General features: G+C 69.1%; 12 protein-coding genes and 1 pseudogene. 7 read left to right on the top strand and 6 right to left on the bottom strand.

The genetic code is table 11. The features are described 5' to 3' along the window. Window positions 1-67 precede the first annotated feature (67 nt). The 3 genes from ACZ5PO_RS27920 to ACZ5PO_RS27910 form a co-directional block, all read right to left on the bottom strand. On the bottom strand, window positions 68-502 hold the full coding sequence (locus ACZ5PO_RS27920; RefSeq protein WP_464185408.1) for a DUF1489 family protein: 435 nt from the start codon (window positions 500-502) through the stop codon (window positions 68-70). A gap of 84 nt (window positions 503-586) precedes the next feature. After that, entirely contained in the window at window positions 587-2,590 is a 2,004-nt protein-coding gene (locus tag ACZ5PO_RS27915) for an acetyl/propionyl/methylcrotonyl-CoA carboxylase subunit alpha (protein ID WP_464185405.1), read from the bottom strand. A gap of 94 nt (window positions 2,591-2,684) precedes the next feature. Then, a complete protein-coding gene (locus ACZ5PO_RS27910; protein ID WP_464185404.1) occupies window positions 2,685-3,440 on the bottom strand; it encodes an SDR family oxidoreductase in 756 nt (251 codons plus the stop codon). A 230-nt stretch (window positions 3,441-3,670) separates the two neighbouring features. Here ACZ5PO_RS27910 and ACZ5PO_RS27905 point away from each other — a divergent pair, with 230 nt between their 5' ends. Together ACZ5PO_RS27905 and ACZ5PO_RS27900 are read left to right on the top strand one after the other, a co-directional pair. Further along, window positions 3,671-3,937: an usg protein gene (locus ACZ5PO_RS27905; RefSeq protein WP_464185402.1), complete on the top strand. Its 267-nt coding sequence runs from the start codon at window positions 3,671-3,673 to the stop codon at window positions 3,935-3,937. 114 nt (window positions 3,938-4,051) lie between these two features. Continuing rightward, the gene (locus ACZ5PO_RS27900; RefSeq protein ID WP_464185400.1) at window positions 4,052-4,654 is read left to right on the top strand and encodes an exopolysaccharide biosynthesis protein; all 603 of its coding nucleotides are present in this window, start codon (window positions 4,052-4,054) and stop codon (window positions 4,652-4,654) included. A gap of 2 nt (window positions 4,655-4,656) precedes the next feature. On the opposite strand, the gene ACZ5PO_RS27895 is transcribed toward ACZ5PO_RS27900, so the two are convergent. Beyond that, a complete protein-coding gene (locus ACZ5PO_RS27895) occupies window positions 4,657-5,145 on the bottom strand; it encodes a hypothetical protein (RefSeq protein WP_464185399.1) in 489 nt (162 codons plus the stop codon). A gap of 332 nt (window positions 5,146-5,477) precedes the next feature. Here ACZ5PO_RS27895 and ACZ5PO_RS27890 point away from each other — a divergent pair, with 332 nt between their 5' ends. The 4 genes from ACZ5PO_RS27890 (at window position 5,478) to ACZ5PO_RS27875 (ending at window position 9,432) form a co-directional block, all read left to right on the top strand. Further along, window positions 5,478-5,813 (top strand): hypothetical protein, encoded by a 336-nt coding sequence (locus tag ACZ5PO_RS27890; protein WP_464185398.1) that lies wholly within the window; start codon window positions 5,478-5,480, stop codon window positions 5,811-5,813. Beyond that, on the top strand, window positions 5,810-6,790 hold the full coding sequence (locus ACZ5PO_RS27885) for a radical SAM protein (RefSeq protein ID WP_464185396.1): 981 nt from the start codon (window positions 5,810-5,812) through the stop codon (window positions 6,788-6,790). The genes ACZ5PO_RS27890 and ACZ5PO_RS27885 overlap by 4 nt, the downstream gene beginning before the upstream one ends. 168 nt (window positions 6,791-6,958) lie before the next feature. Beyond that, complete coding sequence (locus ACZ5PO_RS27880; RefSeq protein WP_464185395.1) at window positions 6,959-8,224, top strand: CoA transferase; 1,266 nt, start codon at window positions 6,959-6,961, stop codon at window positions 8,222-8,224. After that, window positions 8,221-9,432, top strand: a complete 1,212-nt coding sequence (locus ACZ5PO_RS27875) for a CaiB/BaiF CoA transferase family protein (protein ID WP_464185394.1) — start codon at window positions 8,221-8,223, stop codon at window positions 9,430-9,432. Before ACZ5PO_RS27880 ends, ACZ5PO_RS27875 begins: the two co-directional genes overlap by 4 nt. Window positions 9,433-9,469: 37 nt before the next feature. Here ACZ5PO_RS27875 and ACZ5PO_RS27870 read toward each other — a convergent pair whose 3' ends face one another. After that, complete coding sequence (locus tag ACZ5PO_RS27870; RefSeq protein WP_464185393.1) at window positions 9,470-11,623, bottom strand: carbamoyltransferase C-terminal domain-containing protein; 2,154 nt, start codon at window positions 11,621-11,623, stop codon at window positions 9,470-9,472. Between the two features lie 12 nt (window positions 11,624-11,635). Beyond that, window positions 11,636-13,864, bottom strand: a complete 2,229-nt coding sequence (locus ACZ5PO_RS27865; protein ID WP_464185392.1) for a family 1 glycosylhydrolase — start codon at window positions 13,862-13,864, stop codon at window positions 11,636-11,638. Window positions 13,865-14,376: 512 nt separating this feature from the next. Here ACZ5PO_RS27865 and ACZ5PO_RS27860 point away from each other — a divergent pair. Next, a pseudogene (locus ACZ5PO_RS27860) lies at window positions 14,377-14,832 on the top strand (beta-ketoacyl synthase N-terminal-like domain-containing protein); the annotation flags it as partial. Between the last annotated feature and the right edge of the window lie 17 nt (window positions 14,833-14,849).

The following is a 14,849-nucleotide window of genomic DNA, read 5'->3' as shown; positions in this document are numbered from 1 at the left end:
GCTCCCTGTCGATGAGCTGCGATCGTAGCGGCTTGGCGCAGGACGCTCAAATCTGGCGCAGGCAGGCTCAAATCAAGCCGAGAGCCGCCAGATCGCGACGCATGTCCTCGGGCATGGCCTCGAGGCCGGCGCCGCGGGTGGCCAGGTCCGGCGGCGCGTCCGCTCCGGCCAGATAGCGCCAGCCCTGGAACGGCCGGCTCGGCCGCGGCTCGACCGGCACCACCACCTGCTCGAGCACCAGGTGACAGCGTCCGATGCCGTCGCCGTCAGTGAACGGCCGGACGGCGATCAGGCGCTGTCGGCAGGCGATCTGGCCGCGGATCACCCAGTAGAGCGAGCCGCCGTCGAGATCCGCACCGCGCTTGGGCACCATGCGCGTCGTGTGGACGTGCTCGTAGGCTTGGCCCTTGCGCCGGGCGAGCGCCGCCCGCTCGTCGATCCATTGCTCGAGCTCGCCGATCGAGTCGCAGCCCACGCAGAGTTTGACCAGATTGAGCGCCATGCCCGCTTGTAGCGCCGCTCGCCCGGGCGGCCAAGGCGAGCGCCCGGGGTCGTCCCCAGCTTGCAGCGCCGGGGCACGCCCCGCTTACGGCTGCTCCTCCACCACCACGATCGGCGCGCCTTCCGCCACCTGCTGCCCGGCCGCGGCACGCACATCCGACACGGTCCCTGCGCGCGACGCGACGAGCGCATGCTCCATCTTCATCGCCTCGACCACCGCCAGGCGCTGGCCCTTGACCACGGCGTCGCCGGGCGCGACCAGGATCGCCACGACCTTGCCATGCATCGGCGACTTGACGATGCCGCCGGCGTCGCCGATGTGCTCCAGGTCGACGGCGAACGGATCGTAGGGCGCGACCGTGACCTGGCGGCCCTCCTTGAGGGCGATCAGCGCCCGTCCGGCCGCGACGACGATAGTGCCGTCACCGAATGCGGCGGGGATATCCTCGATCTCCGAGAGGAGATCCTCCTCGGTCACCTCGGCGCCCTTGTAGCTGACGGCGACGCGGCCGTCGGGAAACGTCTCGGCGGCCGTGTCGCGCTCGCCGTCGACCAGCAGCGGGATCTCCGCCCGCCGTTCGCCCAGCAGCTGGAAGCCGCGCTCGCTGCCCCACGGATCGGCGAACGCCGTCACGCCCGGGCCGGCCGAAGCCGCCCGCGGTTCCAGGCGCCGCAGCATCAGGGCCGCCGCGGCCACCGACTGGCCGAAGGGCGGCTGCTCGACGGCGCCAAGCTCGTCCAGGCGCGCATCGATGTAGCCGGTATCGAAGCGACCGGCCCGGAAATCATGGGATTCGGCGATGCGCTTGAGGAAGGCGAGGTTGGTCTTGGGGCCTGCCACCAGCGTATCGCCCAGGCTTGCCGCGAGCCGGTCGAGCGCCTCGCCTCGGGTCGGCGCATGGGCGATGACCTTGGCGATCATGGGATCGTAAAACGGGCTGACGCGCCCGCCGGTCTCCACGCCGCTATCGATGCGGACGCCTTCGACCTCCGGGAAATCGAGCAGCCAGATCTGCCCGGTGGACGGCAGAAAGCCCTTCTCCGGATCCTCGGCGTAGAGCCTGGCCTCGACCGCGTGGCCGGTGAGGCGGACCTCGTCCTGGCTGAACGGCAGCACTTCGCCCGCCGCGACCCGGAACTGCAGCTCGACGAGATCGAGCCCGGTGATCGCCTCGGTCACCGGATGCTCCACCTGCAGGCGGGTGTTCATCTCCATGAAATAGAATCGGTCGGGCTTGAGGCCCTCGCGTCCGTCGGCGATGAACTCGATGGTACCGGCGCCGACGTAGCCGACCGCCCGCGCCGCCTCGACGGCAGCCTTGCCCATCGCGTCGCGCACCTCCGCCGTCATGCCGGGCGCCGGCGCCTCCTCGACCACCTTCTGGTGCCGGCGCTGCAGCGAACAGTCGCGCTCGAACAGGTGGACCACGTTGCCGTGGGTATCGGCGAAGACCTGAATCTCCACGTGCCGCGGTGCCAGGATGTACTTCTCGACGAGCACGCGCGCGTCGCCGAAGGCGTTCTGCGCCTCCCGTTGCGCGCTCTCGAGCGCCGCATCGAAGTCCGAAACCTTGTCGACGCGGCGCATGCCCTTGCCGCCGCCGCCGGCGACCGCCTTGATCAGCACCGGATAGCCGATCTCGTAGGCCTTCTGCCGCAGGAACTCGGCGTCCTGCTTCTGCCCGTGGTAGCCGGGCACCACCGGCACGCCCGCCCGCTCGGCCAAGGCCTTGGCTGCGTCCTTCAATCCCATGGCCCGCATCGCCGCCGCCGGCGGCCCGACGAGGGTGATGCCGGCCGCGGCGCAGGCGTCGGCGAACTCGGCGCGCTCCGACAGGAAGCCGTAGCCGGGATGGATGCACTGGGCGCCCGAGGCCTTGGCCGCCTCGATGATGCGGTCGATGACGAGGTAGCTTTCCGCCGCCGGCGCAGGCCCGATCAGCACCGCCTCGTCCGCCTGGCGCACGAACAGGGCATCGCTATCGGCCTCCGAATGGACGGCGATGGTGCGCATGCCGAGCTCGCGGGCGGTGCGGATGATGCGGCAGGCAATCTCGCCGCGATTGGCGATCAAAACGCTCTCGAACACGCTGGCCCTCCCGCGGCACTTTCCATTCAGCTTGCCATTCAGCTTGCAGCGCCACTCAAATCATAGCGCGGCAAAGGACGCCAGCCGTATGCGGTCAGCCCCGCCCCACGAACGGCATGTTGGTCGCCATCACCGTCATGAACAGCACGTTGGCGTCGAGCGGCAGGCGTGCCATGGCGAGAACCGCGTCGGCCACGTGCGCGACGTCCATGAGCGGCTCGCTGCGCACCGAGCCGTCGGCCTGCGGGACGCCGGAGGCCATGCGGCCGGTCATCTCGGTCGCCGCATTGCCGATGTCGATCTGGCCGCAGGCGATGTCGAAGGCGCGCCCGTCGAGGGCGGCGGACCGGGTCAGGCCGGTGATGGCGTGCTTGGTCGCCGTGTAAGGCGCCGAATTCGGGCGCGGCGCATGGGCCGATATCGAGCCGTTGTTGATGATGCGACCGCCACGCGGCTGCTGCTGCTTCATCAGGCGAAAGGCCTCGCGGGTGCACAGAAACGGGCCGGTCAGGTTGGTGTCGACGACGGCCTGCCACTGCGCCACGCTCAGCTCGTCGATGGGCACCGGCGGCGCCCCCGTGCCGGCGTTGTTGAACAGCACGTCGAGCCGGCCGAAGCGGTTGCGCGTCGCCTCGAACAGGGCGTGCACGGACTGAGCGTCGCCGACGTCGGTCGGCACGCACAGGGCGCGGTCGTCGGCCGCACCGGCCTGACGGGCGGTGTCGTCGAGGGCCTGCGCGCGGCGCCCGGCGAGCACCGTCCGATAGCCGTCGGCCAAGAAGGCCAGGGCCACGGCCCGGCCGATGCCGGAGCCCGCCCCGGTTACCAGGGCCACCTTGTGGTCCGTCATGCATTCCTCCCGTTCCGGCCGCCCAGGCGCGGCTGCCACCATAGCCGATGGCACCCCGCAGCCAACACGGCCGAAACGCTCACGCCACCGGGCAGCGACGCCACGACGCTGTCAGCAATCTCTCATATATGCTGCTAATGCCTTGAAATTACACGCATTTGATCAATATAGGGCTTGCTGGACGAAGCCATCCCTCGCCATCATCGGCAGTCCTTGATCGGAGGAGCACGATGACGCCGGAGTTTCAGAAACAGCTTCAGGGCTATGGGTTGACCACTGCGACGATCCTGTATCGGCTGCCCGACCATCCGGGCCTGCTGCAGACGTTCATCTGGCAGGAGTACGATGTCGCCCCGCGCTTTCCCGTGCTGAACAAGTTCCTCGCGTTCTGGCAAGCCTCGCTGGAAGGCCCGCTGCATTCGGTCACCGTCGCCCATTCCAGGCTGATCAAGCCGGCCGAGTACCACGCCGTCGACGGCGTCTTCGCGATTCACTGAACGGGGGCGGCCAAGTACGATGATCCTGCGCCGGTCGCCGCCGCCCCTTGGCCCTGGGCGTGGCGTAAGTTAAGGAGAGCGGATCGAGCGTTCCGCTCTCCTGGCCCCGATCGTTTGTCAGATACTCCGCGCACGTCCGACGTCCTGATCGCGCTCGCCGCAGGCGACGACGATCGGGTGAGCGTCGGTGAGATCGTCAGCAGGCTGCATCACCAGGCCTTCGCCCTGCTGGTCGTCGTCCTCGCCCTGCCCAATTGCCTGCCGATGCCGCCGCCGATCCCGCTGATCAGCGGCTTCCTGCTCGGCTTCGTCGCCATCCAGATCATCCTCGGCCTGCACACGCCCTGGCTGCCGCCGCGGCTGCTGGCGAAAACCGTCGCGCGGGCCGACGTCGCCAAGGCCGTGGAGCGGGCGCTGCCGGCGGTGCGCCGGCTGGAGGACGTCTCGCGCACGCGGCTCGCGGTCTTCAACACGCCGCTCGGCATGCGCGCCACCGGCGTGATCCTGCTGGTCATCGCGCTGGGCCTGCTCGTCTCACCGCCGTTCGTCGGCCAGATCCCCCTCGGCTTTGCCGCGTGCCTGGTCGGGCTGGGCCTGGTGGAGCGCGATGGTGCTATCGCCGGTGTCGGCATCGCCTTCGGCGCCCTGGGCGTGGCGCTGAGCTTCAGCTTCGTGTTCGCGATCGTCTCAGGGATCGAGGCCTTGGCGCGGTCGTAGCCCTACCGCGGTTGCGGCAAGCTCGCCCAGGCCTGCACCAGCGGTCGGGACGGCGGCCGGATGCCCGAAATCTGAGCTTCACAATGGGGTGGAGCGGTTTCGCCCCTGGCGGCGCAGAAGCGCGACAGGCGCCGCCCGCCCCCATAGAGCGCGCCCGTATACTGGTCGCCGGCGATCACACCGTCGAACATGAAGTTCATGCCGTCCTGGCGCAGGACCATCCGCTCGCCCTCGCGCGTCCAATGGCCTGACAGCGTCGGCTGGACCGGCTTGCCGGTCTGGGCCCGACGGCCATCCTCCTTATAGGTCCCGTCGGGCATGAGGCGCCACGTGTAGACGTTGCGCGGAAACCCCTCGGGGATGACGGCGGTCCACACCACCGCCGGCCGCTCGGACTGGGGGCCGACGTCGTCGGCGCGAGCCGTTCCGCCCGAGATGGCGACGGCCAGCGCAACCGATACGGCAATGCCGCGGACGATGTGGCACGTCATCACGTTGCTCCGAAACAGCAGAACGCCCCGCCGGGCATCTCGATCAGCGGCAATCGCCCGATCGCGAGGAGCTGCCGGCATCGGTGCCTCTTCGCGGGACGGCCCACCCGGCCGAAAGACGCCGTCTACGCTATGGGCCTTGACGCGCGTACGACAAGCCCTCCCCGCGACGGACGTCCCCACGGCGCAGGACGAGCGCACCGCCTGCGCCCGCTACACGGCGCGATGAAAATTGACAGTGATCCGATAGTTGCTAGGCTGAAACTGCGTCCGTTAAGAATTTCGCCAGGCAAATATAGGCTTCGTTCAACAGGCGATCGTGGGAGGCCGTCATGACCGGTTCTATTGACATCAAGAATTCGGACTTGGAAGTCGATGCCGACGGAGTTGCCATCAAGAACGCCGACTTTGCGACCGCACTCATTCGCGATCCCAACGGGGCGATCAACGAGCTGAAATCCGTCGCGCCGGATATCACCACGGATCAGATCCACGTCGATGCGGCCGGACGTGTCGTGATCAAGAACGGCGCCCTCAGCGCGCGCCTGGTCGGCAGGATCAACCCCGCGACCCTGGCGGACAACGGCATCTGCGGCTTCAAGTGTGGCGCCAAGCCCCTGGAGATCGGCGGCGGCATTGTCGAGCGGATCCGCCGGATCGACAGATGATCTGCGACCTCACGAACAGGCGCCTTCACCTCATCATCATGCCGACGGAAGCCTGCAACTTCCGCTGCACCTACTGCTACGAAGACTTCGCCATCGGCAAGATGCCGGATGCCGTGGTCGACGGCATCGAGCGCCTGATCGCACGACGGATGCCCGAGCTGGACCGGCTCGACCTGAGCTGGTTCGGCGGAGAGCCGCTGGCACAGCGCGACACCGTCTACCGTGTGAACGGCTTTGCGCACGATCTGGCACACCGGCACGGCGTCGCCTTCACCTCCAATATGACGACCAACGGCTACCTGCTCACCGCCGAGGTCTTCGATCAGTGCGTGGCGAGCGGCATCGATCAGTTTCACATCTCTCTCGACGGCACGCCCGACGTCCATGACGGATCGCGCAGGCTCGCCAACGGGCACGGCACGTTCGCCAGGATCTGGTCCAACCTGGCCAACGCCCTCGCTTCGGACAGGACATTCAAGCTGCTGTTGCGGCTCCACTACACCCGCAGCACCGAGAACGCGGTCGGGGCGTTGGCCCGCATGCTTGTCGACGCCTACGGCAGCGATCCCCGGCTCTCGTTCTATTTCAAGGACATCAGCCGCCTCGGCGGGCCTCACGATGAGGCGATCGAGCCGCTGTCGGAGGACGAGAAGGCGGAGATCCAGGGGCGGCTGTCGGCCCTGGTGGGCGGCCGCAACGATCCGGCCGCCGACGACGAGGCGGTCTGTTACGCCGCCCAGCCCAACTCCCTGGTGGTTCGCGCCGACGGCCGCCTGAACAAGTGCACGGTGGCCCTGAGCTCGGACTTCAATCAGGTCGGCCGCATTACGCCGGAGGGCGACGTGCTGATCGACCAGCAGCGCTGGCTCGACTGGGTGCGCCCGCTGTTGGAGGGCAACATGGCGGAAGCCGCCTGTCCCCTCCACCACCTCGCCGACCGTGCCGCAGCAGCACGGCCCGCCGCGCCGTCGGGCTAGCCGCCGCGTCGACGCCCTCCAAGCAAGGACCGGCGACCGGGCACCCTCTCCGATCGCGCAGGGCGTGCTCCGGATCGGGTTGAAGCCTACCCGTCGTCCCCGGGCGAGCCCGCCCGAACAATCCACACACGCCGGCCGCTCACGGCCGCAATGCCCCCGGGAGGACACATGAGCGGCTGGCTCGACGCCTATCGTGCCGTCGACCTAACCGATGAACGTGGGCTGTTGGCCGGCCAGATGCTGGCCAAGCTCGGCATGGACGTAATCCAGGTCGAGCCGCCGCAGGGCTCGAGCGCGCGGCAGGTCGCGCCGCTCGACGAGGCGGGACACTCGTTCTACTGGTCGGCCTTCGCTGCCGGCAAACGGGGCGTGACGCTGGACATCGAGCAGCCCGACGGCCGCGACCTGCTGCTGCGCCTCATCGACCGGGCGGACTTCCTGTTCGAGTCGGACCGCCCTGGGCGGCTCGCCGAGCTCGGCCTCTCGTGCGACGTCCTGCGGGCACGCAATCCAAGGCTGGTCCACGTCTCGATCACGCCGTTCGGATCCGACGGGCCGAAGCGCGACTATGCCGACGCAGAGCTCATCCTGTGGGCCGCCGGCGGCCCCCTCGTACCGAACCGCGACGCCGACGGGCAGCCGCTGCGGATCAGCGTGCCACAGGCCTACCTGCACGGCGCCGCGGACGCAGCCGCGGGAGCCATGATTGCGCACTTCGCCCGGCTGCAGACCGGTCGCGGCCAGCATGTCGACATCTCCGTTCAGCAGAGCGTCACGCAAGCGACGCTCGCCAGTCATCTGGCCGCCGCCGTCGGCCACCCCGACTTTTCCTTCACGCCGGCGCTGCGCCCGGCCAACGGCTCCAAGTCGCTCGATCTGTCGGGCAGCGGTTCGCGCACGCGGCGCTCGAAGTGGATCGTGCGCGATGGCCTCGTCGAGATGCACCTGGGCCTCGGCCCGGCGGCCGGCGGCAAGGCGAACAACTTCTTTGCCTGGATGAAGGAGGAAGGCGCCCTGCCCGCGGCGCTGCACGACTGGGACTGGGTGACGGCGCCGCAGCGGATCATGGCGGGCGAGGCCAGCGAGGACGACCTCGAGCTCGCTCGCAGCGCCGTCGCCGAGTTCCTCGCCCACCGCAGCAAGGCGGAACTGCTGGCCGAGGCGATGAAGCGCAGGGTGCTGCTGGCGCCGATCAACGACATCGGCGACCTGCTCGCCAGCGAGCAGTTCAAGGCACGCGGCCTGTTCGTCGACGTCGACGAGGGCGGAGAGTCGCGAACCCTGCCGGGCGCCTTCGCCTTCGGCGCCGCCGACATGTTCGCGCCGGCCAAGGGGGCGCCGACCCTCGGCCAGGACAACGCAGCCGTCTTCAGCGACCTGCTCGGCGTCGACAGCGCCACGCTCGCCGGGCTCCGTCAGCGAGGCGTGCTATGACCGACGTGAAACCTCTCGGCGATCTCAAGGTGCTCGACCTCGCCTGGGTCGTCGCCGGGCCGGCCATCGGCCGGTCGCTGGCCGACTACGGCGCCACGGTGGTGCGCGTGGAATCCTCGGTGCGGATCGAGACGGCACGGCTGATGGGGCCTTACCCCGGCGGCCAGAGCGATCCGCAGCGCTGCGCCCTCTACGACACCTACAACACGGGCAAGCTCGGTCTCGCCCTCGACCTCAACCAGGCCGCCGGGCGCGAGGTGGTGCGCGATCTGGCCCGCTGGGCGGACGTGCTGGTAGAGAGCTTTGCGCCCGGCCGGATGGCCCGCTGGGGCCTGAGCCCCGAGTCTCTGCGTGGCGATAATCCGCGCCTGATCGGGGTCAGCACGTCGCTGCTCGGCCAGACCGGGCCGCTCAGGGATTTTGCCGGCTTCGGCAACATGGGCGCGGCCATGGCGGGATACCAGCTTCTGGTCGGCCGCGAGGGCGCCCTGCCCGTCGGCCCCTTCGGCCCGTATACGGACTTCGTCGGCCCCCGGTTCGGCCTTGTCGCCCTGCTCGCCGCCCTGGAGCACCGCCGCCGCACCGGCGAAGGCTGCTGGCTCGACATTGCCCAGGCCGAGGCCGGCATCCAGTTCCTGGCGCCGCAGGTCGCGCACGGTGCGGCAACCGGCCACTTTCCCACCGCCGCCGGTAATCGCGATCCGCAGTTTGCGCCGCACGGCGTGTTCCGCTGCGCGGGCGAGGACGAATGGGTGGCCATCGCCGTCCGGACCGACGCGGAGTGGTCCCGCCTGGCCGCACTCATCGGCGGCGACGCCCTGGACACCTCCTTCGCCACGCTCGACGGCCGCAAGGCGGACGAGCCGCGGCTGGAGGGCATCGTCGGCGCATGGGCCCGGTATCGCCGGGCGCCCGACATCGAACGGGAGCTGCAGGCCGCGGGGGTGCCGGCACACCAGGCGAGCACCTCCGCCGACATGATCGCCGACCCGCAGCTCGTCGCACGGGAGCACTTCGTGCGCCTGCCGCATGATCTGGGCGGCGAGAGCGTCGTCGACGCGAGCCGCTACCGGCTGTCGGACACGCCCGCGGCCTACGACAGGGCGGCGCCGCACTTCGGACGCGACGCCGGCCACGTGCTCGGCGATATCCTCGGCTACGATGCGGCGCGCATCGCGGCGCTCGAGGCGGCCGGAGTCCTCAGATAAGGGCGAGGCTGCGGCGGGGCGACCGAGCGGCTGCTGCTCAAGCCTGGCGTCGCGCCTGCAGGGCCGCGCGCGCGCCCAGCCAATCCCGATGCCACGCGGCAAACCGGCTCGGCCGCTCGGCGCGTGTGCTCCAGGCGGCGAACACCGGTCCTTCGTCGGCAAACAGCAATACGGCATCCAGGCCGCCGGCCCGCTGTAGCGTCGCCAGCGCCTGATCGACGGTCTGCACGATCGGGCCAGCGACGTTGAAGGAGGTGTTCACCGCAACCTCCGCGTCCAATCTGCGGCCGAGGTTGCGCAGATAGGCATGCAACAGCGGATCCGTGTCCGCCTTGACGATCTGGAGCCGCGCGGTGCCGTCGACGTGGACGACGGCCGGAAGGCGCTGGCGCGCGTCGGCTTTCGCCCGCGCCGTCAGCACCATGTAGGTGTAGGCGTCGTAGACGTCGGCCGATGCCCCCGGCTCGAGCTCGAACCAGCGCAGCGCCGCCTCCAGCGTCATCATCGGGGCGAGCGGCCGCAACGCCTCGCGGAACTTGACGCGCAGGTTCAAGATGTCGCGGGTCGCCGCATTGGTCGCGTTGGCGATGATGGAACGGTGGCCGAGGGCCCGCGGCCCGGTTTCCGCCTTGCCGCGCACGAGCGCCAGAACGCCGTCCTGGGCGGTGACGTAGGCCATCATGTCGGCCACGTCCGCCAGCCCGCCCGTGCCCCCCACGACCTGCCATTCGATGTCGCTCGCCTGCGCCAGGGCGTTGCGGACGTCGTCTTCCCTGAGCCCGAAGCCGCAATGAAAGGCATCCCGCAGCGGCGGCCCTGCCGGTGCCCCGGCGAGGCGCGCGAACGCGAAGGCGGCGCCGGCGGGCGCACCGGCGTCCCCCGGCATGGGCGGAACCCAGACCTGCAGCCGCGCCGTGCGGCCGTGGTAGCGCTCGAAATAGGGCTCGCCGAAGGATTCGAGCAGCCGCATGTTCGCCAGGGCATTCAGCGCCGTCCCGCCGGTCGGGACGATGCGCTCGCAGCCGGTCATGCCGATCGCCGTGCCCACCACATGGAACAGGGCGTCCTCGAAGACCAGCTGGAGCGCGGCGGCCTTGTCGAGCCGAGCCTGCGAGGCGTCGTCGGTCGCGGAACCTTCGGCGCGCAGCACGGCGTCCGGGTTCCACATGCGGTCGAGCGGGATCGCCGGCCCCAGCATGTCGACCAGTTGCGGCGTGTAGGGCGCCTCGAACAGGCGCGACGGCCACTGCGCCAGACTGCGGTTCAAGCGCACGGTGCCACCCGGCTCCAGGCTGAACAGGCCGCGGATCATGCCGTAGAACGGGTTCGTGAGGCGGTCCCGGTTGCCGTAGGCGGCCGCGCCCATGTAGCGGCCTTCGCTGCTCAGGATCGTCCAGCCGCCCTGGGTCGAGCTGATGAAGCTGTAGGTCAGGCCAAGCGAGTCGAAGACGCTCTCGTTGTGGAACAGCAGCCTCAGCTCGTTGCCGCACGCGAGGTAGACGGAGATCGCCCCGCGATCCCCGGTGCCGTCGATGACCGGCACGATGACCGGCCCGCCGTCGCGGGCGAACGGCGAGGCGCAGTACGAGAACCAGGCGTGGCATTCGTGATGCGGCATGGCGATGATCGGCACGCGGCGCGGCAGCGCCATCGCTTCGGCCAGCTCCGCCGGGGCGCGGCTCGCGGCAAACAGGTGCGTGATGTTGAGCGGCGGGAAGGCTTTGGGCCGCAGCAGCGCCAGGCTGCCCGGGAGCTCCTCCAGCACGGTCCGCAGCAGGGTGGCCGATAACACCGGATAGTCCCACGTGGCGAGCCACGCGGCGACATCGGTGGGCGCAAGCCCGTGCTCGTCCAGCGACCGCCTCAGCGCTCGCAACGCATGCAGCGGGAACTCGGCACTGTGCTTCTCGCCCGAGAAGCGCTCCTCTTCGTGATTGCAGAGCAGCTGGACCCCGTCCCGAACCGAGGCGCTGACCAGCGCCGCGCCGGAATTGTGCCCGGCCGCGCCCAGCCCCACGAGGTACACGGTGTCGCCCCGTTCGAGCCTGGCACGCGTCGCCAGCAAGGTCTCGCGCGCCGGCGCCGAGCCCGAACGGACCAGATCCTTACGCCGGAACAGCGGCTCCAAGGCGGCCAGCGCAATCCGCTGGCCGACGGCGCCGAGTCCTGGATGGCGGGGGCGCGTGCGCATGCCACCACGCGCTCACGCGGCCTTGCCGTCGCCTGCTCCGACCGGGTGCGCCTGGCGCGTGCGGATCACCTCCGCGTAGGCCGCGCCGGCGACGGTCGGGTGGCGCACCAGCTCGGGATCGTTGTCGAGATCGACGCGGAACAGCCCGAAATCCGTCGACGGCGAGAGACGATGCCCGAGCTCCCGGTTCGTGGTGATGCTCCAGCCCACGTAGGCGTGGACGTTGACGCCCTCTGCAACCGCCTGCTGCACCTGCGCCAGATGCTGCCGCAGGTAGGTCGCCCTATCGATGCCGTCCGCCTCGGTGACGCAGCCGTTCTCGACGATGATCAGAGGATGGTTCGGGAACTTGCGGCCGAGCTCCTTGAGCCAATGATAGAGCGCCCGAGGCCAGACCGGCGCCTCTTCCATCCGGCCTGCCGCCAGCGCGCTGAACAGGCCGACGAGGCGCTTGATGCTGAGCATGCCAAGGCCCCAATAATAGTCGAAGGCGATGTAGTCGCAGGCGCCGACGCACTTCTTCGGGCAGATGTAGTCCGGCAGCTCGCCGGCCATGCCAAGATTCCACCAGCTCGTCGTGCAGGTCGTCGCCAGAATGCCCCAGATCTTCAGGAGTGGGTCGAAGAGGCGGGCGAGCGAGCGCAAGGCCCCGATGCGCTCCGACGTCTTGACCGGGTAGAGCTCCAGACGCCCCTCCGGGCCGAGGACCTCGTCTGCGATGGCGCGCGCGATATCGACCTCGAGCCCGCTCCACGTCCCGTCCTCGCTCCGCACGCCGAAGCCGGGCGCGGCGGCCGGGACGCCGATCCGGATGACGCCACGCTGGCGCACCCGCTCCAGCAGATCCCCGTCCGCCCTGCGCGGACCGTGAGGCTCGGCGGCCACCTGCCGTCCGCTCATGTCCGCCAGCGTCGCCAGCGTCGGCAGCCGGGGCGGCTCGACGCCGGTGAGCCCGAGATGGCGCTGGACGCTCTCGGCCCAGCGCCCGGACTGGATAAAGCCGAGCACGGCCCGGTTGACCGCATCGAGGAACTGCGGATTTCCCTTGGCGACCGCCGGCCCGTAAGGCTCCGACGTCAGCCGGTCGGCGAGCATCCGGAAACGCCCCGGCTCACCTTGCACGGCGCTCGTCAGCAGGGTCTCGTCGGCCAGGAAGGCGTCCGCGGCCGCGGCCGTCAGGGCGGCGATGGCCTCGTCGCGATCCTCGACGACGAGCGCCAGCGAGCCCTTCATCTCCCGGCGCAACGTCTCGGCGGCGGTCGAGCCGCGCGTCACCGCGATTCGCCGGCCGACCAGGTCCGCGGTGGATTGGACGGGACTGCCGGCGAGCACCAGGATGCGCTGCGCCGACATGAAGTACACCTCGCCGAAATCGAGCTGCGACGCCCGGTCGTCGGTCTTGGTGAGCATGGCGGTGATCACGTCGAGCCGGCCATTCTCCTGTAGCTTGCGCTCGGCGAAGGCCTGTCCCTGCCAGCTTCGGGCGGAGGGGCGCTTGATGACGTTGCCGTCCATCCACCGCTGCAGCCACACCGGCAGCCCGAGGAGCGCCGGATTGGCGCCGAGCAGAGCGTCGGGGTTCAGCGCCTTGATGGCTTCACGGGCGTCGGTATGCGCCACGAAGAGGTTGCGCATCAGCTTGTTGAGCGCGTCGATCTGATCGGCGGCGGTCGCCTCGGGCGGCAACCCGGGCGGCGCGAAATAGGCGCGCTCCCACCACGGCTTGATGAAGCCGAAGGCCAGGATGTTGGGCTCGTTGAACGACGACCAGTAGCGCACGCGCGACCCCAGGCGCTGGGCCACCCGCGTGGCGTAACGCGTGAAGTCGGCGGGAAAGCCGTCCGCGATGACACCGCCGCGGCTCTCCAGGTGGAGCGGCCAGACGAAATGGCAGAGGGTTACATACGGCTCCATGCCGGCCGCGATGACCGCGTCGACGACCTCCGAGTAGTGGTCGAGCGCCTCCTCGTTGAAGACCCCGGGCTCGGGCTCGACCCGGGCCCAGGCGATCGAAAAGCGGAACAGCTGGCAACCGAGGCTGCGCGCCAGCGCAATATCCTCAGGGTAGCGCTCCCAGAAATCGGTGGCCCGCCCCCGCTCCTGCAGGCGGCGTCTCGCATACCAGACGTCCCGGATATCCGGGTAGCGCGGATCGTAGGCCTCGCACTGGCTGTCGGAATTACCGGCGCCGAACAGGACCGAAGGGGGGAATGGAGGGAGCGGCTTTCGCCCTGGGAACATGCTCTTTCGGAGAGTTTGAAAAGTGAACGCCACCACAAACCCCCATCCAAGCTCGATCGCCTTCGTGCGAAGGCCCCCAGTGACCAGTATATCAGGGTAGCAAACGACGGTTTACGAAAAAGCCGAATGGGTTCGCCACGTCGAGACTGAGATAGTTCTGAATAGGCGGCGCGCCGATCCGACAGATGTGACGTTTACGCAGTACCTAGTCATTCTAGCGTGTGTCTGTCGGCATGCAAGGCGTTGATAGACCCGTCGGCACATTCGGCGCGTGTCGGTGCGCCTGTCGACGACGCATCGCCATGTCCCCACGCCGAACAGTTGTAGACCAAGGCTGCGACGCTCAAACCTGTGCGAGATTGACTTTCGGCGGGGCCGGGAGCGCTTGTCACCTTCAGCAATGACGCTTTATGGTGTGAATCGTCTGTTGATGGGGGGCATCCGCGAAACAGTTCTTTGAAGATGGAGCATGGAACGCATCCTTGAACCTGCGTGCAACGGAGTGATCTGGCGTGGACATAGCCATATTGGGCGTTGGTTGCAGGCTTCCAGGCTGCAAGGATGCTTCCCAGTTCTGGGATTTGTTGATGCGCGGCGCAAGCGCAATAGACGAAATTCCAGAAACCAGAGTCGACCATGAGCTTCTGTATTCGCCTGAACGCGGAACCATTGGGCGGACCTATACCCGGATCGGCGGAATTATTCCGGATGTGCCGTTCGACCGCGAGGCGTGCCCCGTCGATCAGCGGCTGATCGACCAGGCCGACCCGTCCCATCTCATCATTCTGGATATCGCTGCGGCCGCATTTCGCGATGCTGGTTATGACGGCGCCCGCCTCGCCGGCCGCAATGTCGGCGTCTACGTCGGGCAGTCGCGCGGCAGCACGCTGGTCGCCGATCTCATCTGCGCGACTCGCGCCGAGGACCTCTCCGCCATCGTCCAGGGCATCGGCGAGTTCGGCTCGTGGAGCGCCGGACGGCGCGC

The sequence above is a fragment of the Chelatococcus sp. KU-N122 genome, assembly GCF_055391085.1.
Note: the sequence above shows the minus strand (reverse complement) of the source record. Positions and strands in the feature narration are given on the sequence as shown.

Coding starts and splice junctions, on each gene's coding strand:
- ACZ5PO_RS27905 (WP_464185402.1), top strand. CDS start 3,671: ATGACGCCGGAGTTTCAGAAACAGCTTCAGGGCTATGGGTTGACCACT.
- ACZ5PO_RS27890 (WP_464185398.1), top strand. CDS start 5,478: ATGACCGGTTCTATTGACATCAAGAATTCGGACTTGGAAGTCGATGCC.
- ACZ5PO_RS27870 (WP_464185393.1), bottom strand. CDS start 11,623: ATGCGCACGCGCCCCCGCCATCCAGGACTCGGCGCCGTCGGCCAGCGG.
- ACZ5PO_RS27865 (WP_464185392.1), bottom strand. CDS start 13,864: ATGTTCCCAGGGCGAAAGCCGCTCCCTCCATTCCCCCCTTCGGTCCTG.
- ACZ5PO_RS27880 (WP_464185395.1), top strand. CDS start 6,959: ATGAGCGGCTGGCTCGACGCCTATCGTGCCGTCGACCTAACCGATGAA.
- ACZ5PO_RS27875 (WP_464185394.1), top strand. CDS start 8,221: ATGACCGACGTGAAACCTCTCGGCGATCTCAAGGTGCTCGACCTCGCC.
- ACZ5PO_RS27895 (WP_464185399.1), bottom strand. CDS start 5,145: ATGACGTGCCACATCGTCCGCGGCATTGCCGTATCGGTTGCGCTGGCC.
- ACZ5PO_RS27910 (WP_464185404.1), bottom strand. CDS start 3,440: ATGACGGACCACAAGGTGGCCCTGGTAACCGGGGCGGGCTCCGGCATC.
- ACZ5PO_RS27920 (WP_464185408.1), bottom strand. CDS start 502: ATGGCGCTCAATCTGGTCAAACTCTGCGTGGGCTGCGACTCGATCGGC.
- ACZ5PO_RS27885 (WP_464185396.1), top strand. CDS start 5,810: ATGATCTGCGACCTCACGAACAGGCGCCTTCACCTCATCATCATGCCG.